At 64.2% G+C, this 24,708-nt stretch carries 19 protein-coding genes and 1 riboswitch; of the genes, 10 read left to right on the forward strand and 9 right to left on the reverse strand.

Features of this window, described 5'->3' with window-relative positions:
• Positions 1-399 precede the first annotated feature (399 nt).
• The 5 genes from GE073_RS02635 to argS all read right to left on the reverse strand — a co-directional run bounded on the left by GE073_RS02635 (position 400) and on the right by argS (position 8,039).
• Positions 400-2,703: an LTA synthase family protein gene (locus GE073_RS02635; protein ID WP_194843253.1), complete on the reverse strand. Its 2,304-nt coding sequence runs from the start codon at positions 2,701-2,703 to the stop codon at positions 400-402.
• Positions 2,704-2,992: 289 nt separating this feature from the next.
• Positions 2,993-5,086: an S-layer homology domain-containing protein gene (locus GE073_RS02640; RefSeq protein ID WP_153782725.1), complete on the reverse strand. Its 2,094-nt coding sequence runs from the start codon at positions 5,084-5,086 to the stop codon at positions 2,993-2,995.
• 273 nt (positions 5,087-5,359) lie between these two features.
• Positions 5,360-5,558: riboswitch (cobalamin riboswitch) on the reverse strand.
• Between the two features lie 8 nt (positions 5,559-5,566).
• Complete coding sequence (locus GE073_RS02645) at positions 5,567-6,022, reverse strand: type II toxin-antitoxin system death-on-curing family toxin (protein WP_043111034.1); 456 nt, start codon at positions 6,020-6,022, stop codon at positions 5,567-5,569.
• Positions 6,019-6,156: a hypothetical protein gene (locus GE073_RS02650; protein ID WP_153782726.1), complete on the reverse strand. Its 138-nt coding sequence runs from the start codon at positions 6,154-6,156 to the stop codon at positions 6,019-6,021. The genes GE073_RS02645 and GE073_RS02650 overlap by 4 nt, the downstream gene beginning before the upstream one ends.
• A 98-nt stretch (positions 6,157-6,254) precedes the next feature.
• Positions 6,255-8,039, reverse strand: a complete 1,785-nt coding sequence (gene argS / locus GE073_RS02655; protein ID WP_228551242.1) for an arginine--tRNA ligase — start codon at positions 8,037-8,039, stop codon at positions 6,255-6,257.
• A 574-nt stretch (positions 8,040-8,613) separates the two neighbouring features.
• On the opposite strand from argS, the gene GE073_RS02660 reads away from it, so the two are divergent.
• The 5 genes from GE073_RS02660 (at position 8,614) to GE073_RS02680 (ending at position 13,938) form a co-directional block, all read left to right on the forward strand.
• The gene (locus tag GE073_RS02660; protein WP_028597956.1) at positions 8,614-10,185 is read left to right on the forward strand and encodes an extracellular solute-binding protein; all 1,572 of its coding nucleotides are present in this window, start codon (positions 8,614-8,616) and stop codon (positions 10,183-10,185) included.
• A complete protein-coding gene (locus GE073_RS02665) occupies positions 10,182-10,385 on the forward strand; it encodes a hypothetical protein (RefSeq protein WP_127464550.1) in 204 nt (67 codons plus the stop codon). The genes GE073_RS02660 and GE073_RS02665 overlap by 4 nt, the downstream gene beginning before the upstream one ends.
• A 62-nt stretch (positions 10,386-10,447) precedes the next feature.
• The gene (locus GE073_RS02670) at positions 10,448-11,371 is read left to right on the forward strand and encodes an ABC transporter permease (RefSeq protein ID WP_043111033.1); all 924 of its coding nucleotides are present in this window, start codon (positions 10,448-10,450) and stop codon (positions 11,369-11,371) included.
• 15 nt (positions 11,372-11,386) lie between these two features.
• Positions 11,387-12,280: a carbohydrate ABC transporter permease gene (locus GE073_RS02675; RefSeq protein WP_028597954.1), complete on the forward strand. Its 894-nt coding sequence runs from the start codon at positions 11,387-11,389 to the stop codon at positions 12,278-12,280.
• A 47-nt stretch (positions 12,281-12,327) separates the two neighbouring features.
• A complete protein-coding gene (locus tag GE073_RS02680; RefSeq protein ID WP_373864128.1) occupies positions 12,328-13,938 on the forward strand; it encodes an extracellular solute-binding protein in 1,611 nt (536 codons plus the stop codon).
• An 84-nt stretch (positions 13,939-14,022) separates the two neighbouring features.
• Here the strand turns inward: GE073_RS02680 and GE073_RS02685 are convergent, their stop codons facing one another.
• Complete coding sequence (locus GE073_RS02685) at positions 14,023-16,254, reverse strand: AraC family transcriptional regulator (RefSeq protein ID WP_164820172.1); 2,232 nt, start codon at positions 16,252-16,254, stop codon at positions 14,023-14,025.
• 276 nt (positions 16,255-16,530) lie between these two features.
• Between GE073_RS02685 and GE073_RS02690 the strand changes: the two genes are divergently transcribed.
• A complete protein-coding gene (locus tag GE073_RS02690; RefSeq protein ID WP_028597951.1) occupies positions 16,531-17,784 on the forward strand; it encodes an FAD-binding protein in 1,254 nt (417 codons plus the stop codon).
• 129 nt (positions 17,785-17,913) lie between these two features.
• On the opposite strand, the gene GE073_RS02695 is transcribed toward GE073_RS02690, so the two are convergent.
• Positions 17,914-19,395 (reverse strand): carboxylesterase/lipase family protein, encoded by a 1,482-nt coding sequence (locus GE073_RS02695; RefSeq protein WP_153782727.1) that lies wholly within the window; start codon positions 19,393-19,395, stop codon positions 17,914-17,916.
• A gap of 133 nt (positions 19,396-19,528) precedes the next feature.
• Here GE073_RS02695 and GE073_RS02700 point away from each other — a divergent pair, with 133 nt between their 5' ends.
• The 4 genes from GE073_RS02700 to GE073_RS02715 all read left to right on the forward strand — a co-directional run bounded on the left by GE073_RS02700 (position 19,529) and on the right by GE073_RS02715 (position 22,880).
• On the forward strand, positions 19,529-20,239 hold the full coding sequence (locus GE073_RS02700) for a response regulator transcription factor (protein ID WP_153782728.1): 711 nt from the start codon (positions 19,529-19,531) through the stop codon (positions 20,237-20,239).
• Positions 20,236-21,177, forward strand: coding sequence for a sensor histidine kinase (locus tag GE073_RS02705; RefSeq protein WP_043111032.1), 942 nt, complete (start codon positions 20,236-20,238; stop codon positions 21,175-21,177). The genes GE073_RS02700 and GE073_RS02705 overlap by 4 nt, the downstream gene beginning before the upstream one ends.
• A 103-nt stretch (positions 21,178-21,280) precedes the next feature.
• Positions 21,281-22,204 carry an ATP-binding cassette domain-containing protein gene (locus GE073_RS02710; RefSeq protein ID WP_028597947.1) on the forward strand — a complete coding sequence of 308 codons (924 nt, stop codon included), beginning with the start codon at positions 21,281-21,283 and terminating at the stop codon, positions 22,202-22,204.
• Positions 22,197-22,880: an ABC transporter permease gene (locus tag GE073_RS02715; protein ID WP_028597946.1), complete on the forward strand. Its 684-nt coding sequence runs from the start codon at positions 22,197-22,199 to the stop codon at positions 22,878-22,880. Before GE073_RS02710 ends, GE073_RS02715 begins: the two co-directional genes overlap by 8 nt.
• A 95-nt stretch (positions 22,881-22,975) precedes the next feature.
• Here the strand turns inward: GE073_RS02715 and GE073_RS02720 are convergent, their stop codons facing one another.
• Together GE073_RS02720 and GE073_RS02725 are read right to left on the reverse strand one after the other, a co-directional pair.
• A complete protein-coding gene (locus GE073_RS02720; protein ID WP_028597945.1) occupies positions 22,976-23,773 on the reverse strand; it encodes a flagellar motor protein MotB in 798 nt (265 codons plus the stop codon).
• Positions 23,757-24,578 carry a flagellar motor protein gene (locus tag GE073_RS02725; RefSeq protein WP_052333034.1) on the reverse strand — a complete coding sequence of 274 codons (822 nt, stop codon included), beginning with the start codon at positions 24,576-24,578 and terminating at the stop codon, positions 23,757-23,759. Before GE073_RS02725 ends, GE073_RS02720 begins: the two co-directional genes overlap by 17 nt.
• Positions 24,579-24,708 lie beyond the last annotated feature (130 nt).

Here is a 24,708-nt window from a genome sequence, read left to right on the forward strand (position 1 = left end):
ACTCGACTCGAACCGATGCCCCAACGCCGGAGTTGCGCGGAAAACCCGAGTAACTCTGCATGGCGAGGCGAGAGTCCGAGAAAGAGCTGTAAGCCGAAAAAGTCGGGTTGCAGGCGATGCGGGAGGCCGAGGACGAGCTGTAAGCCGAAAAAATCGGGTTGCAGGCGCAGCGAGAGTCCGAGAAAGAGCTGTAAGCCGAAAAAATCGGGTTGCAGGCGATGCGAGAGGCCGAGGACGAGCTGTAAGCCGAAAAAATCGGGTTGCAGGCGCTGTGGGAGGCGGACAACGAGCTGCAAACCGAAAAAATCGGGTTGAGCTCATGGCGCAGCCGAGCCGGGGCACGCAAAGAAGCCTGCTCTCCTATTGGAAAGCAGGCTGCATGATTCGAGGTTGGATCGGTCAGTCCGCATTCGCGGAAGAATCCGTCGCCGCTCCGTTGACGGGAGCGGGATCGCCCTCGGTCGTCGGCAGCGAGCGCACGTAGCTGTCCGACATGCGGAGCAGCTTGAGCGCGCGGTCGAACTGGTCCTGCGTGGCAGAGACCGGTCCGCCGTCGCTGCGGTCGTCGGCGCTGCCGCCGAGGCTGCCTTCGCCCCCGGCCGCGCCGGACGGCTCGCCGGGGCCGCCCGGAGCTGCGCTCGCAGCAGGCGAAGCCGACCCGGCTGCTCCGGTCGCTGCCTTTTGCCCCAAGCCGGAGCTGCCGCCCGGAGCTGTCGCCCGCTCCGGCGCCTCGCCCGCGGCAGGCCCGGTCTGCCCGGCGCCTGCGGCCTCGCTCGAGCCGCCGGCGCCCGGCTCGCCGGAGCCGGCATTCACCGCCGTTGCTGCGTCGCCGGCCCCGGCAGCGCCTGCCGCATCTCCGCCCTCGGCCCCGCTTGCCGCCGCTCCAGCGCCGCCTTCCACGGCAGCGGCCAGCCAGCCGGCAGCCGCCTCCGCCGACGGCAGCTCGAGGCGGCTGCCGTCGCCAAAGCCGGTGCCCGGGATGAAGATCTCCCGGTCATTGATGAACGAGCCCGACGGCAGGTAGTACCGCTCCGGCAGCAGGTTGGCCCGCTCGTTCAGCAGATCCTGCCCGAAATGCAGCTGGCCGTCCAGCGACAGCCCCGCCAGATTGGCGATCGTCGGCATGATGTCGCTCTGCCCGCCGATGCCCGTCTCGACCGCTGGCGCGAGCGCGCCCGGCGCGGTGACGATGAGCGGGATGTTCAGCATCTGCGACGAGTCGTACTTCCGGCCGTCGAGCTCCTCGAGCAGCCGCAGATCCTCTTCCGTCAGCGAGTAGATGGGCAGGCCCATATGGTCGCCGTAGAGGACGAGCAGGCTGTTTTCCCACAGCCCTTCGTCCTTCAGCTCCTGGATCAGCTGCCCGAGCGCGTAGTCGGTGTAGTTCTGCGCCCGCAGGTAGTCGCCGACGAAGCTGTCGTCGTACCGCTCCGGCAGGTCGAGCTTCACCTTGCGCTCCGGGATGTTGTACGGATGATGCGACGACATCGAGATGAGCATCGAATAGAACGGCTTGCCCGTCTCCTCGCGCACCTTGGCCAGCTCCTGCACGCTCTTGCGGTAAAGCACCTCGTCCGAGGCGCCGAACGCGACGACGTCCTCGTCGCCGAAAAACTCCGTATCGTAATACCGGTCGAAGCCGAGCGCCCGGTACAGCTCGCTGCGGTTCCAGAACGAGACGTCGTTCGTATGGAACGTCATCGTCTCGTACCCTTCGCGCTCCAGCAGTTTGGGCAGCGAGGGCAGCGAGCGGCCGGAGTACGCTTGCGTCGCCGGCACGCGCAGCGGCACGTACAGCGACGTATTCGTCAGAAACTCGGCGTCGGACGTATTGCCGGAGCCCGCCTGCTGATAAAAGCGCGGGAAGTAGACGCTCTCGCGGATGAGGGCGTTCAGGTTCGGCGTGATCTCCTTGCCGTCGACGCTTTTGCCGATCAGGAAGTTCTGGAGCGCCTCGAGCTGCACGACGATGATGTTGCGGCCTTTGGCCGCTCCGAACGAGGCCGGCTCCGCCGCCGGCTGCGGCAGTCCCTTGAGCCGGTCGATCTCCGCCTGCGTCACCGACGAGACGGGCACGAAGCTCTCGTTGCCGCCGGTCGCGATCAGGAACAGCTCATAGTTGACGATGCCCATGCGCTCGGTCTGCACCAGCTCGTTGGCGATGCCGCGATGCGGCCAGATGAGCGCGAGGCAGGCCGCGGCCGCCAGCACGAAGCCGGGCAGCGCGAGCCGCCAGCCGATGAAGCGGCGGTTCGCCGCCCGCTGCCAGCCGCGGCGCAGCCGCTTGCTGAAGCCGAGCAGCAGCCATGACAGCACGATGTCGACGAAGATGAGCATGAAGTACGGATGCAGCAGCTGGAAGACGCTTCCTTTCACCTCCGTGACCTGTCCGGCCTGGCTGAGCGCATGGTAGGTGACGATGATGCCGAAGTACTTGTAGTACATGATGACGGCGAAATAAATCGCGGTGAACAGCAGGTTCACGATCAGATAAGCCATGAGCTTGCGCCTGCGGGCGAGCAGCTCGATCAGGAAAAAGGCGGCCCAGACGGTCGGAAGCCCCGTCATCAGCGTCAGCCACGGATGCTCGAGGCCGTAGATGACGTAGGCGGCAAGGTACATTTTGAAGACGAGGGCGACGGTGAACAGCACGAACGGACTGAGCCAGAAGCGCTTGGCGCGGCTCGGTTGCTCTTCGAACACGGGTACGGGTACTCTCCTTCCGGAACGGCCGGGGCACAGCGGATTGCAGGGCCGATCAATAAAAAAAGCTCCCTTCATTGTAAAGCCCGCCAAGGGCATTTACAAACGAAGGGAGCTGCGGAGCAGCGTCGCGGCCGATGGAGCGCAAGCCGAGGCGGCAACGGTCCGGACGCAAGCCGACAGAGCGCAGGCCGCGGTCGAAGCGAGCCGCGGCCGGACGCGAGCCGAGGCGGCAACGGCCCGGACGCAAGCCGTAGCGTCCAGCTCGGCTCGCGCTCCGGCCTTGCGTTTATTTCAGCGACTCGTACGCGTTGACGATCGCGACGGCGGCCATCTCGCGGCTGACCTGCGCCTTGGGCTGGAAGTTGCCGGCGGAATCGCCGACCATCAGCCCGCTGGCGTGGACGGCGGCGATGGAGCCTCTGGCGTAGGCGGATGCCGCAGCGAGGTCACGGATCGAGCCGTCGCCGGCTGCGGTCGCGTCCAGCTTGAGGACGCGGGCGAGGATGACCGCCATGTCCTGGCGGGTCACCGGCGCGTCCGGCTGGAATTTGCCGTCGCCGGTGCCGGAGACGATGCCTTGCGCGGCTGCGGCGCGGACGGCGCCTTCGTACCAGCTGCCGGCCTTCACGTCGGTGAAGGAAGGAGCTGCGGCGTCCATGCCGGCATCGAGGCCGAGCAGACGTACGGCCAGCGCCGCGAACTGGGCGCGGGTGAGTCTGTCCTTCGGCGAGAACGTCGGAGCCTCGCCCGTGCCGGTGCCGCTGAGCAGGCCGGAGGCGTAGCCGTTTTTGACCGACTTCAGCGCCCAAGGGGCGATTTTCTTCTCGTCGGCGAACTTGATCTTGGTGGAGCCGACCGTCAGCGGGACGGCATGCTTGAGCACGCTCGGCGCCTTGGACGGGCTGTAGCCGGTGACCGTCAGCTCGTAGCTGCCCGCCGGCAGCGCCGGGAACGAGGCGTTGCCGTAAGCGTCCGTCGTAACGGTGACGGAGCCAGCCGAGACGGCGACGCCGGCCGCCGGAGTGACGGTGAACGCATTGGCCGTGTAGTCCCACTCCTGCTGGCTCACCTGAACGGCGAACGGCTCGTCGTCGCGCGGCTGGCGCGGCTCGGCCGCGATGCGGGAGATCAGCTTGGTGCCGTCGCCATAGAACACGACGAGGCGGTCGCCGGCGCTGAGCTTGAAGTCGCCCATGCCGACGGAAGGATTGATCCAGGCGCCGCGGCGCTCGACGGCGTACATCCAGCCGTCGTAGCCGCCGAACGTGCCGCCGGCGATGCCGCCGATGGCGTCGACGTATTTGCCGAACGACATCTCCTTGACGACGACGTCCAGCTTCTTGGCCGCGCCGACCTGAGTCAGCGCGTCGAGCGCGTAGACGGCGCGCGTCACGCCGGAGCCGATCGTCGAGCTCGGGCCTTCCACGCGGACCGAGACGGAAGCGGCCGGCTTGCTGTACAGGCGGCCGGTGCCGGCCTTGAACTTCTCATAGGCGACGAGCGCCTGCACGGACTGGTAGGCGCCGTAGGCGTTGGGAGCGAGCGGCAGCGCATGCGAGAAGCTGCCGTCGGCGCCCCGGAACGTGAGCAGCTTGTCGATCAGGCTCGCGCCGTCGCGGGTGAAGTCGGCTCCGGCCGGATCGTAGCCGATGGAGGCGAGGCCGATGACGATCTGCGCGACGCTCTCGCTGCTCGACTCGCCGTAGCTCGTGAAGCCGCCATCCTTGTCCTGCTGGGACTTGATCCAGGCGACGGCGCGCTCGCCGGCCTGCTTGACCTCCGGCTGGCCGATGTACGGAGCGAGCGCGGTCAGTGCGGCGCCGGTCAGGTCGGGGCTGCCGGCCTTCTCGCCTGCGAAGGCGTAGCTGCCGTCGGCGGCTTGGGCCTTGAGCAGCTCGGCGACGAGCTTGTCGCGGGACCACTTGGCGCCTGCCGGCACTTCGTACTCGCCGTAATCGAGCGCGAGCAGCGCGTAGATCGGGCCGTTGATGCCTTGGCTGAGCATGCGGTCGCTGCTTGTGATGCGCTCGATCAGGTCGATGCCGCCATAAGCGGTCGCGTCCTGGCCGGCGGCGGTGACGGCGAGCGCGGTGCGCTCGAAGTCGGTGACGTTGCGGAACGCAGGCGCGTCCTTGCGCACGGCGTCGGACAGCTTGGACAGATACGACGCCGGCAGCTCGTAGCCGGCCTGGGAGGCGGCGATGGCGTCCCAGTCGGAGCGGATGCCGCTCGAGAGCAGCGCGTCTCCGGCTTGGCGGAGGACGGCGGACGTGTCCGCAGCCGCCGAGGCGGTACCGGCCGGTACGGCCGGCACGATCAGGGCGACGGCCAGCAGAGCGGCCAGTACGGCGCGGTTGAACAGGGCTTTCACCAGCAACACCTTCTTTCTACCTATTAAAATCAAATTGGCTGCAGGGCAGGGGCGGGGAGGCTGCGCAGCGACAGCGGACCCGGAAAACAAAAAAGCCGCCCAAAAGGGCGGCGAAAAGACGAAATCCCGACGCTCCCGCGGACGGAAAGACCGCCAGCGGCCAAAGCCATGCGGTCCAGACGCCTCTAGGCCGATCGAGTCGGACCCCAGCCGGAACGCAGGCGAAGCCAAAAGCGGCGCCCGAGAAGGAGCGCTGCAGAAGTCCTCCACCCCCCGAAAGGACTTCTGCGAGGTCGTACGGGCAGGTCTCCTGGCTGGAGCGCCATCGCGTCCCCGCGCCTTCCCGTCCGAACGGACAGTGGCGTCATGCGGGGCTGCGGCGCTCGTACAGTGGCGGGACCGCGCCGGATTGGAACCGGACTTCCCTATTAAGCCTGGCCGGATGAAGGCCGACCGAGGCACCCGTACAACCGTAGTCAAAATCGAATCCTATCTATCATAAGACGGAGGGAATACTTTGTCCATAGAAGGAATCGGGGCCTCGGGCTCCCCCGGGGCAGGGCGGACCAGGCGGCTGGAAATCCACGCCTCGCAGTCCTCGAGCTCCATCTGCCACTCGCTGCACAGCAGCGCCGCCTCGACGAGCTCATCCTCGTCAAGGCGCAGCTCCTGGCCGTTGAGCAGCAGGAACGTCATCATCGTATGGATGGCGAGCGCGGCGTTGCCGTCGCGGAACGCCCTCGCGCGCGCCAGCCCATGCCAGTAGAGCGCGGCCTGGCGGATGAGCGAGGAGCGGTCGCCTCCTCCGGAGAAGCCTTCCAGCAGGGGACGGTCGACGAGCTGGAGCAGGAAGCCCGGATTGCGGAAGCCCGGGCTGACGTCGAAGCGGTCCTGGTGCATCATGTGGATCGCCAGCAGCTGCGGGACGGTGAGCTGCTCCGTCATGACCGCTCCGAGATGCGGCGGAAGGCGCGCCGGTGCAGCAGCAGCAGCTGGCGGGCCAGCAGCAGGACGGGATCCTCCTTGTGCTCGGGGGTAGGGGTGACGCTCGCGATCGGAGGATGCTTGGGCTCGCTCATCGGAATCAGCCTTTCTTCGGAAGATAGGTACACTTGTTCGTGAATCCAAGTTTACCATCCCTATCCAGATGAAGCAAGGGTTAAATTGGACTTATTTGTTAAATTCGTGACGGGGCCGATAAGCCGAGCAGTCCGAGTCCGTGGCTCAGCACGGCGGCGCAGGCGGCCGTCAGCCGCAGCTTGGCGGCCGTCTCCCCGCCGCCGTCCGCGCCGAGGATGCGGCCGCTGTTGTAGAAGCGGTTGAACGCCTTGGCGAGCTCCAGCAGGTAGCGGGCGAGGACGGACGGCTCATGCTCGCGCAGCGCGCCGCGGATCGCCTCGCCGTAAGCGTCGAGCTTGAGCAGGCAGGCGCGCGCGGCGGGCGAGCCGAGAGCCTCCAGCCCGGAAGCATCCCCGCGCTCGGCGCCGCTGCCCGTGCCGGCCTCCGCCGCGCGGCGCAGCAGGCTGCAGGCGCGGGCGTAGGTGTATTGCACATAAGGGCCGGTCTCGCCGTCGAGGCTCACCATCTCCTCGAGGCTGAAGTCGATCTCCAGCATGCGGCGGCTGCGCAGATCCCCGAACACGATCGCGCCGATGCCGACCGCCTCGGCGACCGCCTCCTTGTCCGGCAGGTCCGGCGTCTTGGCCTCGATGACGGCGAGCGCCCGGCGGACGGCCTCGTCCAGCACCTCGTCCAGGAAGACGACCTTGCCGCGGCGAGTGGACATCTTGCGGCCTTCGATGCGCATCAGGCCGAACGGCACATGGACCTTCTCCACCTGCTCCCAGGTCGGATCGAGCTTCTCCAGCACGGCGAACACCTGGCGGAAATGCAGCGTCTGCTCGGCGCCGACGACATAGAGCAGCTTGTCGCCGCCCATCGCCTCGCGGCGGTACAGCGCCGTCGCCAGATCGCGCGTGCCGTAGATCGTCGAGCCGTCCGACTTGAACACGAGGCAGGGCGGCATCCCCTGCTCGTCGAGGCGCACGACGAGCGCGCCGTCGCTTTCCTCCAGCAGCCCGGCCTCCCGCAGCCGCTGCGCCGCCGCCTCCATCTTGTCGTTGTAGAAGCTCTCTCCGAGCAGATGGTCGAACTCGACGCCGAGGCGGCCGTAGATGCGCTGGAATTCCTTGAGGCTCTCGCGGATGAAAAACGCCCACAGCTCCCGCGCCTCGGCGTCGCCCTGCTCGAGCCGCAGGAACCAGGCGCGGCCTTCGTCCACGAGCGCGGGATCGCGCTCGGCCTCCTCATGGAAGCGGACATACAGGCGCAGGCTCTCCCCGATCGGATCGGCCTCGATCGCCTCGCGCGAGCCCCAGCGCTTCGTCGCGGCGATCAGCTTGCCGAACTGCGTGCCCCAGTCGCCGAGATGGTTGACCGTCTGCACGTCCCAGCCAGCCGTGCGGTGCAGGTTGGCCAGCGCGCGGCCGATGACGGTCGAGCGCAGATGGCCGACGCTCATCGGCTTGGCGATGTTGGGCGACGAATAGTCGATGACGACGCGCTTGCCCGCGCCGTCCTCCAGCCGGCCGAGCGCCGGCGACTCGGCCTGGCGCAGCAGCGCCTCGATCCAGCCGCGGCCAGCGGCGCGCAGGTTGAGGAAGCCTCCGGCCGCTTCGGCACGCCAGCGGATCGGCGGAGCCGGATCGGCCTCGCCGCCGGCAGCCTCCGCTGCGCACGCTTCCTCCTGGCCGTTCACCTGGGCGGCCAGCTCGGAGGCGATCGCCGCAGGCGCGCGGCGGAGCGTCTTGGCCAAGGCGAAGCAGGGGAGAGACAGGTCGCCGAGCGTCTCGTCCGGCGGGCATTCCAGGCGGGCGGCGAGCTCGGCTTCGCCGACCCCGGTCAGCGGAGCGAGCAGGGCGGCCGCCGCTTGCTTGAGCAGGGTTGCAGCTGGCATGGTCATAGCAGGGTTCCTCCTTTGGCGATGGAACGGGCGAGCGGGGGCGGAAACGGCAAAAAGCCCCCGTCTCAAAAAGAGACGGAGGCTCGGTCCGCGGTGCCACTCTTGTCGCCGGGCGCGCAGCGGCCGCATCCGCATCGGGGCGGAAGGAAGCCGGCTGCAGCGCGCGGCTGCTCGTCAGGGTATCGGCCAGTCCGGGCGCGCCTACGCATCCGCGCGGAGCGGACTTCGGGCGCCAGCTCGCGGGTCCGTTTCCGCCGGCCTGCCGCTGCCGGTTCCCACCCTCCCGGCTCTCTGCTCGCGGCTGCGGCCGGGTACTTGCCCGTTCATCGCATGCGTGATTTGAATTTTCCCAAGTATAGCGGATGAACACCGGCAAGACAAGAGGCCCGAAAGGAAACATCCCTCATTTGTTCATGAATCCCCGAATCGTTCACTGGCCTGCCGCCGCTCCTGAACCTACAATGACAACGAACCCTGGCTTGGCTGCCGGATGACGGGAGCGCCAGGAAGGACTAAAATGAAGGGGGTTCCAGGCTCAGGGAACCGAACCGAACCCGCAGAGGAGGGAATTCCGATGAGGCGCAGTCGAATGAGCGCGGCCGCGGTCGCGGTCGCGATGGCCGTCTTCCTTATCGCCGCTTGCAGCAGCAACAACGATTCCGCCCGCCCCGGCGATGCCGACGGCAAAAGCAGCTCGATCTTGACCAGCCGCACGGAAGGCCGGTCCGGCCCGGTCGTGCTTCAGTTCTATATGCTCGGCAACGCTCCGAAGGACCTGCCGATAATCGAGGAACGAATCAACGAGATGGCGCTGGAGGACTTGAACGTCGCGGTCAAGTTCCATTATACGACCTGGACCGAGTGGGACCAGAAGTACAAGCTGCTGCTCTCGACCGGCAGGGCGGTCGATCTGATCTTCACCTCGGACTGGGCCTTCTACCAGCAGTACGCTCATCAAGGAGCCTTCATGGCGCTCGACGAGCTGCTGCCGCTGGCCGCACCGAAGCTGCAGGCTTTCGTGCCGAAAGAGATGTGGGACGCGGTGCGGATCGACGGCCGCATCTATACGGTGCCGTCGACCTACAAGGAGTACGTCACGGGCGGCTTCATCTGGCGCGAGGATCTGCGGCGCAAGCACGGGCTGCCGACGCCGGTCGACCTGCCGAGCTTCGAGGCCTATCTCGAGGGGATCAGGCAGCATGAGCCCGGCATTCAGCCGGCCGCGTTCGGCTCGCTCGTCGATTCCTCCATCCAGCACGCCTACCTGGAGGTCGAGCGGAAGGCGGTCGGGCCGATGCCGTACGGTTTGTACGCCTCTTATGACAAGCCGAATGAAATCGGGGCGTACTGGGGAACGCCCAGCCATCTCGAAGACTTGAAGAAATACAAGAGCTGGGCCGAAAAAGGCTATCTCTCCAAAAATGTGCTGAACGATCCGGTATCCATGCAGGATCAGATCGCAAGCGGGGAGGCGGCGGCGCTGCTCAGCGACAATCCGACGCGCTACAACGCGATGCTGAGCCAGATGCAGGCGCAGCATCCGGACTGGGATCTCGGCTACACGCCGTTCGGCCGGTCGACCGGGTACGCGACGCCCGTCCATCCGATGCACAACGGATTCGCCATCGCGGCGGGGAGCGAGCATCCGGAAGAGGCGCTCGCTTTTTACGAGAAGCTCGTGACGGACGAGCGGTACAACCGGCTGACGCAATACGGAATCGAAGGCGTCCATTATGAGGTGAAGGACGGCTTCTACCACGCGCTGGACAAAAGCGGATTCGAACGCGAGGGCATGATCGGCTGGGCTTGGCGAAACCCGGACTACATGCTGTTCGAGCCCAGCTATGAACGCGTGCAGCGGATCTTCAACGAGCTGGACCAGATCCAGAAGCCGGACCTCTATACGAGGTTCGTGGAGGACTACACCGAATATCAGGCTGAGCGCGCGGCGCTGGAGCAGGTCGTGAAGCAATACCTGTACCCGCTGCTGGCGGGCCAGATCGAGGACGTCAAGGAGGGGCTGGCGATCTTCATGGAAAAAGCGAACGAAGCCGGGCTCCCCAAAATCCAGCAATCCTATATGAAGCAATGGAAGGATTATCTTGCGAATGGCATCGTCTCCAATCAAGGAGAGAAGCCGCAGTGAGGCTGATCGTCGATCCCCAAAGCCTGCGATTCGAGCGAATCGCAGGCTTTTTTCTGTCGTTTGGCCGGGAGCGCCGGCCGGATCGGGAGGGCGATGCAGCCATTCTTCATAAATGCCGCTATCGTTCACGTTTCAAACCGCTCGTTTTTCCAGAATTGCACGATCTTTTCACTACTCGTTCACCCTGCCTTCTCCTATAGTTGGACCAGGAGAGAGACCTGCCAGCCAAATAAAAAAATAAATGAGGAGGGAGTCCAAAACCATGCTCAAGAAAAAAGGAATCCTGCATGAGCTCTACACGAACAAAATTTTGTTCCTCATGCTGCTGCCGACGCTGCTTTACTTCTTGGTCAACAACTACTTGCCGATGATCGGCATCTACTACGCCTTCGTGCAGTTCGATTTCAATACGAGCCTGTTCAAGATGGATTTCGTCGGACTCAAGAACTTCGAGTTCCTATGGAAATCAGGCAAGCTGGTCGAGCTGACCTTCAACACGATCGGCTACAATATCGTCTTCATCTTTCTCGGGAACGTGCTCTCGATCTTCGTCGCGATCCTGCTGAACGACATCAAGGGAAAGTGGTTCAAGAAGATCTCGCAGTCGATCCTGTTCCTGCCTTACTTCGTCTCCTTCGTCATCCTGAGCGTCATCGTCTTCAATCTGTTCAACTATGAGCAAGGCGTGCTGAACACGGTGCTGCAGCAGCTCGGCGCCGACCCGGTCGACGTGTACAGCAAGCCGAAGCTATGGATCTTCTTCATCATTATGTTCTACTTGTGGAAAAACTTCGGCTACAGCATGGTCATCTACCTCGCGTCGATCACGGGCATCAGCGAGGACTACTACGAGGCGGCCAAGATCGACGGCGCCAACGCCTTCCAGCGCGCCTGGCATATTACGGTGCCGATGCTGAAAAATACGTTCGTCATCCTGCTGCTGTTCGCCCTGGGCAGCATCATGAAGGGCCAGTTCGACCTCTTCTATCAGATGATCGGCAACAACGGCCTGCTGTTCAGCACGACGGACATCATCGACACGTACGTCTACCGCTCGCTGCGCGTGACGTTCGACATGGGCATGGCGACCGCGGCCGGCGTCTACCAATCGCTGTTCGGCTTCACGCTCATCATGATCGTCAACGCGATCATTCGGAAAGTCAACAAAGACTACGCGCTGTTCTAGAAGGAGGGGATCCGCTTGAAAATCAAAGAAGAAAGCTCGACAAAATGGTTTCGGCTGATCGCATATGTCGTCGTCCTTGTAGGATGCGTCTTGTGCCTGCTGCCCTTCCTGCTCATATTGTCCGCTTCGTTGTCCAGCAACGCGTCCATTTTGAACGAGGGCTATCATCTGATTCCGAAGGAATTCTCGCTGGAGGGCTACCGAATCATCTTCGAGGTTCCGGACGACGTGCTGCGGGCTTACGGCGTCACGACGCTCGTCACCGTAGTCGGCACGCTGATCGGCCTGCTGCTCATGACGATGGCGGGATACGTCCTGCAGCGGAAGGATTTCAAGTACCGGAACGTGTTCGCGTTTTTCATCTACTTCACCACTCTGTTCGGCGGCGGACTCGTTCCTTACTACATGCTGATCACGAACTACCTGCAGTTCACGAATTCGCTGTACGCCTTGATCTGGCCCGGCCTGATGACGCCGTTCCTCATCATCCTGATGAGAAGCTTCATCACCTCCGCGGTGCCGGACGAGGTGATCGAATCCTCGAAGATCGACGGCGCCAACGACTTCGTCATCTACTACCGGATCGTGCTTCCGCTGTCGGTTCCGGGCCTGGCGACGATCGGACTTTTCCTCGCGCTGCAATACTGGAACGACTGGTTCTCCTCGGCGCTCTTCATCTCGGACGCCGCTAAATATCAGCTGCAGTTCTACCTGTACAACATCATCAACACCTCCAACTTCCTGAACAGCATCGGAGCGGGCGCCGGCGTGACGCTGTCCGAGGGCGTGCCTTCCGAATCGATGAAGATGGCGATGGCGATCATCGTCACCGGTCCGATCCTGCTGCTCTATCCGTTCATCCAGCGCTATTTCGTCAAAGGGCTGACGATCGGAGCCGTCAAAGGTTAGACCTGGAGCGATCCAGCTGACATAAAAGAGTGACACGAAAAGGGAGGATTCAAATGGGAAGCAAAAGAAAAAAAGCGGTTGGCCTTCTTCTCACGACCGTCATGTCGATGTCGATCTTCACGGCATGCGGCAACAACAACGGCGGCAGCAATGCAGCGAACAACGGCGCCGCCAATGCGGCGAACAGCGGCAGCGCCGCCAATGATGGGGCTTCGAATGCAGGAGCCGAGCCCGCCGGCATCGATACGTCCAAGAAGGTCCAGCTGCAGTTCTACATGCTTGGCAACGCTCCGAAGGATCTCCCGAAAATCGAAGAGCAGATCAACAAGATGGCGCTTGAAGACCTGAATGCTACCGTCAAGTTCAACTATACGACCTGGACCGACTGGGATCAGAAGTACAAGCTGCTGCTCTCGACCGGACAGAACGTCGACCTGATCTTCACGGCGGATTGGACGCAGTATCAGCAATACGCCAAGAAAAAAGCGTTCAAGCCGCTGGATGAGCTGCTGCCCGTCGCCGCGCCGACTTTGCAGAAGTTCGTCCCGCAGGACATGTGGGAAGCGGTCAAGATCGACGGCAGCATCTACACGGTGCCGGCGACATACAAGGAGTACGTCACGAACGGCTTCGTATGGCGCGAGGATCTGCGCAAGAAATACAATCTGCCGACGCCGGTCGACATCGATACGTTCGAGGCTTATCTCGAAGGAATCAAGCAAAACGAGCCGAAGCTCCAGCCGGTCTCGTTCGGCGCGGACATCATCAACAGCCTTGCTCTCATGTATCTGGACATCGAGAGAAGAAACGTCGGCCCGATGCTCAACGGCATGCGCGCCACGTATGACAAGCCTGCGGAAATCATGCCGTACTGGGGCTCGGCGGAGCATCTTGAGGATCTGAAGCGGTTCCGGAGCTGGGCGGAGAAAGGCTACTTCTCCAAAAACGAGCTGAACGAGACCGAGACGATCCAAGACAAGCTCTCCAACGGATCGACGGCCGCCATCATGGGCGACAACCCGACCCGCTTCAATGCGACGATGGAAACCATGAAATCGCTTCATCCGGACTGGGAGCTCGGCTATACGCCATACGGCGTGACGAACGGCTACGCGACTCCGGTCCATCCGATCCATAACGGCTTCGCCATTCCGGAGAGCAGCAAAAATCCGGAGCGCGCGCTGGCGTTCTACGAGAAGATGGTCACCGACAAGCGCTACAACCTGCTGACTCAATACGGCGTCGAAGGCGTGAACTATACGGTCCAAGACGGCTACTACAAAATGCTCGGCGACTCCAACACGAACGGCTTCCCGCGCGAGGGCATGAACGGATGGGCTTGGCGCAATCCGGAATACATGCTGTTCGAGCCTAGCTATGACGGCGTGAAGAAGATTTTCGACGAGCTGGACAAAATCCAGAAGCCGGATATCTATACCGGATTCGCCGAGGACTATACGGAGTATCAATCGGAGCGCGCGGCGATGGAGCAAGTCATGAAGCAATACCTGCTTCCGCTGCTCGCAGGCCAGGTCGAGAACGTGGAAGAGGGCCTCAAAACCTTCATGAGCAAGGCGAACCAGGCCGGACTGCAAAAGATCCAGGATTCCTACAAGAAGCAATGGCTGGCTTACCTGACGGAGAAGGGCATTCAGTAAGAGCGAAGCGCCCGGCTCCCCCAGCCTGATCAAAAAGAGCGTCGGCAACGGATGGTCCTGCCATCCGTTGCCGACGCTTTGTCGTTACTCCGCCGATCCGCGGCCCGATTTCCGGAACTCCGTCGGAGTGACGCCGATTCCTTTCTTGAAGATGCGGTGGAAGTACGAGCTGTTCGTATAGCCCGTCCTTTCCGAGATGTCGGCGATCGACAGCTCCGTCGCCAGCAGAAGTTCCTTGGCCTTTTCGATGCGGACCGCATTGATCGTATCGACGATGGTGGACATCGTCTGCTGGCGGTAGACGCGGCTGATATGGTAGGTCGACATCTTCAGCTCCTCGGCCACATAGTTGAGGCTCAGGTTCGGCTCATGGAACCGGCTCTGGATGATGTCGTTGATTTTGCGGATGAGGTCGTCCTGCTTGCTGCTGCGCTTCTCCACGAGCTTCGTCTTCAGCTGGTCGAAGAACCGATGGAACGCCTCCGTCATCTCCTCCAGCGTCTCGTAGCGCTCGATGCGCGGAATGACGAGCTCGCCGAGACCGAGCGGAAGCGAGCCGTTCCGCTCGATCTCCATGAGCATGTTGTCGAGCGTGACGGACAGATGCGTCGCCGCGGAGTGCGCGACCGGGAACGAGTAGGGCACCGTCTCCTGCATGATGGCGTCGAACAGCGCTTTCGCTTCCTCGGTCTTGCCTCCCGCCAGCGCTTCGATCATCCGCTTCTCTTTGCCGATCGGGAAGCAGTATTTCGCCTCCGATTGAAGCAGGTCGGCCTCGATGATCGCGCCTCTTCCGGCAAAGAAGCGCTGGTTGGAAGCCTCTTTGGCCAGCTTGAACCGATCGTGGAGCTCATGCGGGTTGCTGGATACCGGCGTCAAGGCGATCGTAAGCCCGATCCGGATATACTCCATGCAGGCGTTCTGGATGTCCTTGAGCATGAGCTCATGCTCGCTCCAGTCGAAGGGCTGGTCCTCGAACGTATTGATCAGCATCAGCATGCTGTCCTCGTCCAAGTCGATGGAGTCCACGATATACTGCCTGGAGCAGATTTCCGTCGCGATATTCATGATGGCGAACTTGTACGTCAGCAGATCCTTCGGGTTCATCTCCTTCAGCTCATCGAACCGGTCGATCCGCAAATAGGCGAGACGGTAAGGCTTGGTGAAATCGAAGGAGATGCCCATTTTCTTCAGCTTCTCCGCCTGCAGGTCGGCGTTGAACTCCTGGATCTGGATGAGCTTGCGCATCGTATTTTGCCGGAGCGTATAGCTGCTGTTGCGCTTCTCCGACTCCAGATCCTTCATCCGGTTTTTGATCTTGTCGATCGGGACGTAGAGGAACTTGGATACGAGCCAGGCGAGGCAGATCCCGACGGCAAGCACGATGCAGGCGATGAGCAGCGTCGTCCAGCCGATGCCGCTCAGCTTCTTCGTAATTTCGCTGTAAGGCGTGACGCGGACGTACTGCCAGTTGAACGCATCCGGCGCGGTATAGGTGACGAGCGATTTTTCGCCTTCGAAGCGGGTGACGCGGTAGCCGAGCTCCTCCTTTTCCACCAGCTGTCCGATCAAGGTCCGATCCGAGTCGCCGAGCGGTACAGGCCGCAGGTCGCGAGCCGACAGCACCTTGCCGTGATCGTCGATATAGAGCGTCTGGTCGTTGCCGGACAGATGCTGGCCGAGCTCCTGATTGATCCAGGATGCGGATATGTTGACGATGACGGCCGAGTTGATCGTCTGGCTCGTTCCGATCGCGTCGTAGCACAGATAGGAGTAGACGCTGGTCTCCTCCATGCTGCGGTCGCTGGCCGCGATGATCCGCGGCACCGGGGCGAACGGCTGGTAGTCCTCGTAGTTTTTCAGGATCTGAGCGATGCTCTTGTCCTTGAGCAGATGCTCCGGCACGATTCCTTTCTGTCCGTTCTGGCTCGTGATGTAGTAGAGGCCGGAGGCCGGATTATAGACGTAGATCGAATGGATGAAGGGCATGGTCGTCAAGTAGTTGCTCAGATCGATCATCGCCGCTTGCGTATCGAAAGGATTGGGCTTGCTGTAGTACAGCAGCTTGGAGATGGCGCTGTTGCGATAGATTTGAAAGGCGAGCGTCTGCGCGTTGTCTGTCGTCTTGGCGACGGTCCTGCTCGTATCGCGCAAGTTCGCGAGGTTGGACTCGAACGCGTCGTTCTGCAGAATTCGGGCAAATGTGATGTAATAAATGGAAGAGCTGACGAAGATGGCGACCACGATGCACAGCGTGATGCCGATCAGCAGCTTGACGTAGAGCTGATCGCTCCGTCGGATTCGATTCAATCGCATAGCGGACCCCCCTTGCTGTTTCCCGCGACTCGATGCCGGAATGACCTTCATTATAGCTTGTGCGATATGACTTCAACAGTGATCGGATCGTTGATCTGTGCACGATCGCGACATTTTGCGTGTGTACAAACGAGGGGTTTCTATACAATTCTGCGAAATCGGCTCCGGCAGAGCCCGCAGGCGCGGCGCTCTTTTCGGGGGCCGGTAGGGATTCCGTCGAAGAGAGCCGAAGTAGTACCGATCAGCAGGACTCAACCGAGAGGACGTGGATGGAAGATGGCGAAAGAGCGCAACTGGGCAGGGAACTATACGTACGGAGCGGCGGAGCTGCTCGTGCCGGAGAGCGTGGAGGAGGCGCGGGACATGGTCGCCCGCAGTCCGAGGGTGAAGGCGCTCGGCTCCCGGCATTCGTTCAACGGCATCGCCGATACGGCCGGCAGCCTGATCTCCATAGAAAAGCTGAACCGGCTCGTGTCGCTTGACGCCGAGCGCCGGACGGTGACGGTCGAGGGCGGCATCCGCTACGGCGATCTGGCGCGCCAGCTCGATGCCGCAGGCTTCGCGCTGCATAATCTGGCCTCGCTGCCGCATATCTCCGTGGCCGGCGCGGTCGCCACGGCGACGCATGGCTCGGGAGTGCGGCACGGCAATCTGGCGACGGCGGTGCGCGGGCTGGAGCTGATCGCGGCCGACGGCGCGCTGCAGCGGCTGACGCGGGAGGACGCCGCATTCGAGGGCGCGGTCGTCGGCCTCGGCGGACTTGGCGTCGTCGCCCGCCTGACGCTCGACGTCGTGCCCGCGTTCGAGATGAGCCAGCGCGTGTACGAGGACCTGCCGGCCGAGCGGCTGGAGGCGGCCTTCGACGAGATCCTCTCCGCGGCGTACAGCGTCAGCCTGTTCACCGACTGGACCTCCTCCGCGATCAACCAGGTGTGGATCAAGCACCGCGTCGGCGATTCCGAGACGCTCGATCCGGCCGAGCCTTTCCACGGCGCGGCGCCGGCGGGCGGGCCGCGCCATCCGGTGCCGGGCCACTCGGGCGAGGTGTGCAGCGGCCAGCTCGGCGCCGTCGGTCCTTGGCATGAGCGGCTGCCGCATTTTCGCATGGACTTCACCCCAAGCGCGGGCGAGGAGCTGCAGACGGAGTATTTCGTGCCCCGGGAGCGGGCGCTGGAGGCGCTGCAGGCGCTTGGCCGCCTGCGCGAGCGGATCGCGCCGCTGCTGTTCATCTCGGAGGTGCGCACGATCGCGGCGGACCGCCTGTGGATGAGCCCTTGCCACGGCCGCGATTCCGTCGGCATCCACTTCACCTGGAAGCCGCTCGGCGAAGCGGTCGCCCGGCTGCTGCCCGAGCTCGAGTCGGCGCTGCGCCCGTTCGGCGCGCGGCCGCACTGGGCCAAGCTGTTCGCGCTGCCGCCCGCGGAGGTGCGGGAGCAGTACGAGCGGCTGCCCGATTTCCAGCGGCTGCTGCTGCGGCAGGACCCGGAGCGCAAGTTCCGCAATGAGCTGCTGGAGCGTTACGTGTACTGACGGTGCGGGCGAGTTTGCCATCACGACCTGGAGGGGGAGCAGGCATGGACGGCGAGCTGGTGCGGATCGCCAGAAACGGAAAAAGGGACGCTTGAGCGTCCCTTCGGAATGTTATGGATCGGGCTCTGCCTAGCTCCGTCCCGTCAGCCGCGCCCACTTGTCCGGCTCCGGATCGAGCGCGACGCGGCTGTCGGCGTCGAGCAGCATGACCGCGCGGCGCTCCGCCTCGTACGCCGGCCAGTCCAGCTCCGCCGTCGCGGGGCTGCCGCTGCGGGCGAATGCGAGCCAGGCGTCCATGGCGGCCGCCGACACGCGCTCCATGCGCTCGTCGATCGTCCAGCCATGCTCGCGCAGCAGCTCCAGGTTGCCGAGCACGAACGGGACCTCCGCCGCATGGAACGCCGTCTGCAGCACGGGATGGCCGGGCGAGACGAAGTCGTAGCGGTAAAACCAGACGCGTCCGTAGCGTAGCTGAGCCTCCGCCAGCTGCAGCGCCGAGCGGAGGAAGAACAGGTCGGTCATCGCCTGCTGCTGGCCTTCGGTCGTGCGCGGATAGTCGAGCACCCAGCCGGCCGCCTCCGGCGCGCCGGTGACGGCGACGTAGGCGCGCGCGTTCTGCTCGTCCGAGAGCAGCTTCATGCCCGGCCGCACGAACAGCGCGCCTTCATGCCGGTTGATGCCGACGATCAGGTCGACGCCGGCCGCCGAGCCGGCCGCGACCGCCTCCACCGGCGGAGCCGGCAGTGTCCGGCCGTCGACGACCGGCTGGAACAGCATGATCGCGCTCTCGCCCGCCGCGCGCTTGAGCCGGTCGGCCGCCTGCTGCAGCTCTTCCGCCGTCAGGCCGGCGAGCTGCTCCGGCGATTGCGCGCCGAGCATGTCCAAGTAGGCCTGGGCCAGCACGCGGCCCTGCTTGTCGGGCAGCGCCTGGGAAGCGCCGCTTTGCAGGATGGCGCGGGCGAACAGCCCTTTGGCGGCAGGCATCGCCAGCAGCGCGGCGATGCTCATCGCGCCGGCGGACTCGCCGAACACGGTGACGCGGGACGGATCGCCGCCGAAGGCGCCGATGTCGGCCTGCACCCATTGCAGCGCGGCGATCTGGTCGAGCAGGCCGGCGTTGCTGACGTAGCCGTCGGGATCGGACTCGTCCGCATGCGGCCCCAGGTGGAGAAAGCCGAGCGCGCCGAGCCGGTAGCTGATGCTGACGACGATCAGTCCGCCGCGGCGGGCGAGGCTCGCGCCGTCGTAGACCGGCAGCCCGCCGCCGCCGGTGACGAACGAGCCGCCATGGATCCACACCATGACGGGCAGCGGCTCGGCGGACGGCTCCTCCGGCGCCCAGACGTTCAGATAGAGGCAGTCCTCCGACTGCGGGATGCCGGTGCGCGGGATGCCGAACGAGCCGCCGGTCGGGTCGATCGGCTGCGGGGCGAGCGGCCCCGGCTGCGAGGCGTCGCGCACGCCTGCCCACGGCTGGGGCGGGAGCGGCCGGCGGAAGCGCCGATCGCCGACTGGCGGCTGCGCGAACGGGATGCCTTTCCACGCGCGCGTCCCGTTCGCGCGGATGCCTTGAAGCGTGCCGCTGCGGGAGCGGATGTGCAGGGAGTCCATTCGGTGTATCATCCTTTCGCTTGCCGAATCGTTCACTTGTTAAGGAGTATACCACGCGCGGAAGGCAGGGGTGAAATCCGCCCTGGCCGGATGGGACCGTCATCGCCAAGCGCGAATGAAAGGAGAGGAAGTCATGACGACGCGCATTCTGCTCGTCGAGGACGACGAGGAGATCAGCGGGCTGGTAGCGGAGCATCTGGAGCGGGAAGGCTGCGAGGTGCAGGCCGCGCTGGACGGGGAGGAGGCGCTCGCCCAGCTGGCGAGCCGCGAGTTCGACCTCGTGCTGCTCGATCTGATGCTGCCGAAGCGGAGCGGCATGGAGGTGCTGCGAGCGCTGCGGGAGACGAGCCTCGTGCCGGTGCTCATCCTCTCTGCCAAGGACAGCGATCTCGACAAAGCGCTCGGCCTCGGCCTCGGCGCCGACGATTACTTGAGCAAGCCGTTCTCCATGATCGAGCTGACCGCGAGGGTGCAGGCCGCCATCCGCCGGGCGACCCGCTACGCGGGCGCGCCGGCGGCCACTCCCGTCTCCGCGCCGAAGGCGCTTCGGCACGGGGAGCTGGAGCTCGATCTGGACACCTACTCGGTCCGGATCGGGGAGCGGTCGGCGCAGCTGACGGCCAAGGAGTTCCAGTTGCTCAAGCTGTTCCTGACGTACCCGAGCCGCGTGTTCACCAAGGAGCAGATCTACCAGTCCATCTGGGAAGAGGACTACTACGGCAACGAGAACGTCATCAACGTGCATGTCCGGCGCCTCCGCGAGAAGATCGAAGAGGATCCTTCCAGCCCCGTCTTCATCCGCACGGTCTGGGGCATCGGCTACAAGCTGGGAGAGCGGCCATGACGGCGGCGGTCGCGCTCGCCTTCGCTTGCGCGGCCTTGGCCGCAGCCTGCGCCTATCTGTACGCCGCGCGCCGACGGGAACGCCGCGATGCGGACGAGATTGGCCGCAGGCTGGAGAAGATCCTGCGGAGCGGCAGCGCCGAAAAGGTGCTGCTGCGGACCGAGCGCGCCGAGCTGCGCCGGCTGCTGCTGCAGCTCAACCGCCTGCTGGACCGCGGTCAGCGGACGGCGGCGGAGTTTTCCCGTTCCAAGGAAAGCTCCCGAAGGATGATCTCCAACATGTCGCATGACCTGAAGACGCCGCTGGCGGTGCTGCTCGGCTACACGGAGAAGCTGCGGCGCGGGGAGGAGCTGGACGCCGCCGAGCGGGAGCGGACGGTGGAGGCGCTGCAGGCGAAGGTGCTGTCCCTGATCGACCTGATGAACCGCTTTTTCGACCTCGCCAAGATGGACTCGGACGATTACGCGATGCCCAAGGCCAAGCTGGCGCTGAACGAGCTCTGCCGGCGGAACGTGCTGGAGTTCTACGAGCTGCTCGAGTCCGGCCGGTTCGAGGTGGAGCTCGACATTCCGGACGAGCCTCTCCATATGCTCGGCAACGAGGAGGCGCTGGGGCGCATCCTCCGCAACCTCATCTCCAACGCGATCCGCTACGGCGGCGAGGGAAAGGCGCTCGGCCTGACGCTCCGCGACCGCGGCGAGACGGTGGAGATCGAGGTGTGGGACCGCGGACGGGGCATCGCCGAAGTCCACCACGACCGCGTGTTCGAGCGGCTGTACACGCTCGACGACTCCCGCAACCCGCGCTTTCAGGGGAGCGGGCTCGGGCTCAGCATCACGAAGCGGCTGGCCGAGGCGATGGGCGGCTCGATCTCGCTGCGCAGCGTGCCCTATGAGCGGACCTCGTTCGTCGTCTCGTTTCCGAAGCTGAGCTTCTGATCCGCAAACGTAAGAAACTTGTCAGGATCCAGACAGGAATAAGACATCTCTCCTGACTAAGATGAGATCAGAAGCAAGGAAGCAGACGAGGAGGCGGGGCAAGATGAAGGACATCGTCCATACGACGGGCTTGAGCCGGACGGTCAAGGGAAGGAAGCTGGTCGCGGACGTGGAGCTGCGCATCCGCCAAGGCGAGGTGTACGGCCTGCTCGGGCAGAACGGCGCCGGCAAGACGACGATCATGAAGATGCTGGCGGGGCATATCGCTCCGACCGCGGGCGAGATCTCGCTGTTCGGCCAGCGGCTGACGCCAAGCTCCAAGTCGGCGCTGAGCCGCGTCGGCAGCATCATCGAGTATCCGGTATTCTTCGAACATATGGGTGCGATCGACAACCTGCGGCTGCATGCCGAATATCTCGGATTCTACGACGAGCAGGCGATCGCGCAGGCGCTGGAGCTCGTGCGGCTGAAGGACGCCGGAGCGAGGCCGGTGAAGGAGTTCTCGCTCGGCATGAAGCAGCGCCTGGGCATCGCCCGCGCGGTCATAACGAAGCCGGAGCTGATCATCCTCGACGAGCCGACGAACGGCTTGGACCCGGTCGGCATCAAGGACATGCGCGATCTGGTGCGGATGCTCAACCAGGATTACGGCATCACCTTCCTCGTGTCCAGCCACATCCTGAGCGAGATCGAGCAGGTCGCGGACCGGATCGGCGTCGTCTCGGAGGGACGGCTGACGACGGAGATGAGCCTCGAGGACATCGCCAAGCAGCGCACCGATTATATCGAGATCGCGACTCCGCAGGCCGAGCGGGCCGCCTATCTGCTGGAGCATGAGCTCGGCATCGCGAGCCTGAAGCTGCTGGGCGGAGGCAGGCTGCGCGTCTACGACCTGAGCCGCTCCCAGAGCGAGATCTCGCGGATGCTCGTGCTGCATGACGTCGAGATCGAGGGCATCCAGAAGCATGTCGGCACGCTGGAGGATTATTTCTATCACCAGATCACGGGGGGCGATCGCATTGGCTAACTTGATGAAGCTCGAATGGAGAAAGCTGAAGCGGCTGAACATCGTCGGCGAGTACGCCGTCTATGTGGCGGTGATGCTGTTCCTGCCGATGCTGTTCGCCCGTTCGGTCAACGCGGACTTCGGCCAGGACTACGCCACGATTACGGGGCTGATCGTCTCGATGCATCTTTCGTACGTGCTGTTCGGAGCGTCGCTCATCAACCAGGTCGTCATCGACGAGTTCCGCAACCGGACGATCTCGCTGTCCTACGGCTATCCGATCCCCCGCCGCCGGCTGTTCCTGGCCAAGGCGCTGCTCATCTCGCTGCTCGTCTTCGCCGGCACGCTGCTGTCGTTCGTGCTGGTCGGCGTCTCGACGCTCCTGCTCGACGAAAGCTTCGGCTTCATCGGCGAGGAGCTCACGACGGGCGCCGTGGCCGGCTATGTGGCGAAGGCTGTCCTTCATTCCGCCGCGGTCGCCGTCATCAGCCACATCCCGCTGTTCGTGTTCGGCGTCTGGAAAAGGGCGACGATTCCCGCCGTGCTGATCGCCATCTTCCTGGCGCAGTTCCAAAATCTTTCCCCGCTCCTCGGCCTCTCGCTCGATCCCGTCCTGACGACAGCCGCGCTGTGCCTGCTCGGCCTGCTGAGCGCGTTCGCGGCGATCTCCGCGATCGAGCGCTTCGGCGACGCCTGAGCGCGGTCCGTCCCATCCGCCGCCTGCCGGCACAAAAACAAGCCCCGAGGGAGCGAACGGATCGCTCCTCGGGGCTTGTTTGGATGAAAAGGGACTCAGCTGCCGCCCGCGTCCGCGCTCGCGCGCAGCACGGTGATCTCGACGCGGCGGTTTTTGGAACGTCCCGCCTCGGTGGCGTTGGAGGTGACCGGCCGCGTGTCCGCGTAGCCGGCGATCTCGAACTTGTCCGGGGCGAGCTTGCTCGTACCGATGAAATAGTGCAGCACCGACAGCGAGCGGGCGGCCGACAGCTCCCAGTTGTCGCCGTACTGCCCGCCGGCTCCGATCGGCAGGTTGTCCGTATGGCCCTCGACGCTGACCGTGTTGCCGAGCGAGCGGAACAGCGTCGACAGGCGGTCCAGCACCGGCGTCGCCTCCGGCTTCAGCTTCGCCTTGCCGAGATCGAACAGGAACAGGTCGTTGAGCCGGATGGCGATGCCCTTGGGCGTGTCGGCGACCGTCACCTTGTCCTGCAGCTTATGCTCCCGGATGTACGTCTGGATGAGCTTGAGCAGGTTCTGCAGCTCTTCCTCCTGCAGCCGCTTCAGCTGCTGCTGGGGCGACTCGGAGGCGCGCGGCTTGGCGCTATGGGACGGCACGGGAGTCGTTCCGCCAGCGAGCAGCTCGCCCGTCAGCCCCTTGCCGCCTTCGATGACGGAGTCGGACTTGGCGAACTGGAGCTGCAGCGACTGCGCCAGCACCTCGTACTTCTTCACGTCCAGCTGGCTCATCGCGTACAGCACGACGAAAAAGATGAGCAGCAGCGTGATCAGGTCGGAATAGGTGATGAGCCAGCGCTCGTGGTTTTCGGGCTCCGCGCCCTGGCCGCCCCTGCGGCTACGCCTGCGCCGCATTTTCTTCCGCCTTTCCGTCCGCCTTGCCCTGCGCCGGCCGCGCCGCCCGCCGCAGCGGCTCGTCGACGACGACGAACGACTGCAGCTTCTTGCGGATGAGCTGCGGGTTGTCGCCGGCCTGCAGGCCGAGAATGCCCTCCATCATCATCTCCATGCGCAGGATCCGCTCCTGGCTGCGCGTCTTGATCTTGGAGGCGAGGGGCAGATAGAGCACGTTCGCCGAGGCGACGCCGTACAGCGTGGCCGAGAAGGCGACCGCGATCGAGGAGCCGAGCGAGCCGGGATCATGCAGGTCGCCGAGCACGTTGATCAGCCCCATGACGGTGCCGATGATGCCCATCGTCGGCGCGTAGCCGCCGGCGCTCTCGAAGATTTTGGCCTGCTGCTCGTGGCTCCGCTCCTGCGCCGCGATCTCGAGCTCGAGAATCTCGCGCGTCAGGTCGGGATCGGTGCCGTCCACGACCATGAGCACGCCGTCGCGCAGGAAGCGCTCGTCCTCCTTGCCGGCATGCGTCTCCAGCGCCAGCACGCCGCCGCGGCGCGCGATCGTCGCCATTTCGACGAGGCGCTCGATGATTTCCCGGTCGGTGTTGCGGTCCTTGCGGAACGCGAGCCGCAGCGCCGCCGGAATCGTGCGCAGACGGGCGGCGGGAAAGCTGACGGCGACGGCCGCGAACGTGCCGCCGAAGACGATCAGGATCGCCGTCTTCTCCACGAGGCCGTGGGCTTCTCCTCCTTCCCACAGATACCCTCCGAGCAGGGCCGCGATGCCGGCGATGATGCCGATGACAGTCGTCAAGTCCATGCGATGGTTCACGCTCCCGCTATTGTCGTATAAAAAAGGATGCGCTCTCCCGTGTGCAGGAGAGCTGCCGGGCGCCAGTTGTTGGCAAAGCTGTCTCGCCTTATTGCAAGCGGGTTTTCTACCCGGTATA

Origin of the sequence: Paenibacillus sp. B01 (assembly GCF_009649995.1) — a bacterium.
Taxonomy (GTDB): domain Bacteria; phylum Bacillota; class Bacilli; order Paenibacillales; family Paenibacillaceae; genus Paenibacillus_O; species Paenibacillus_O pasadenensis.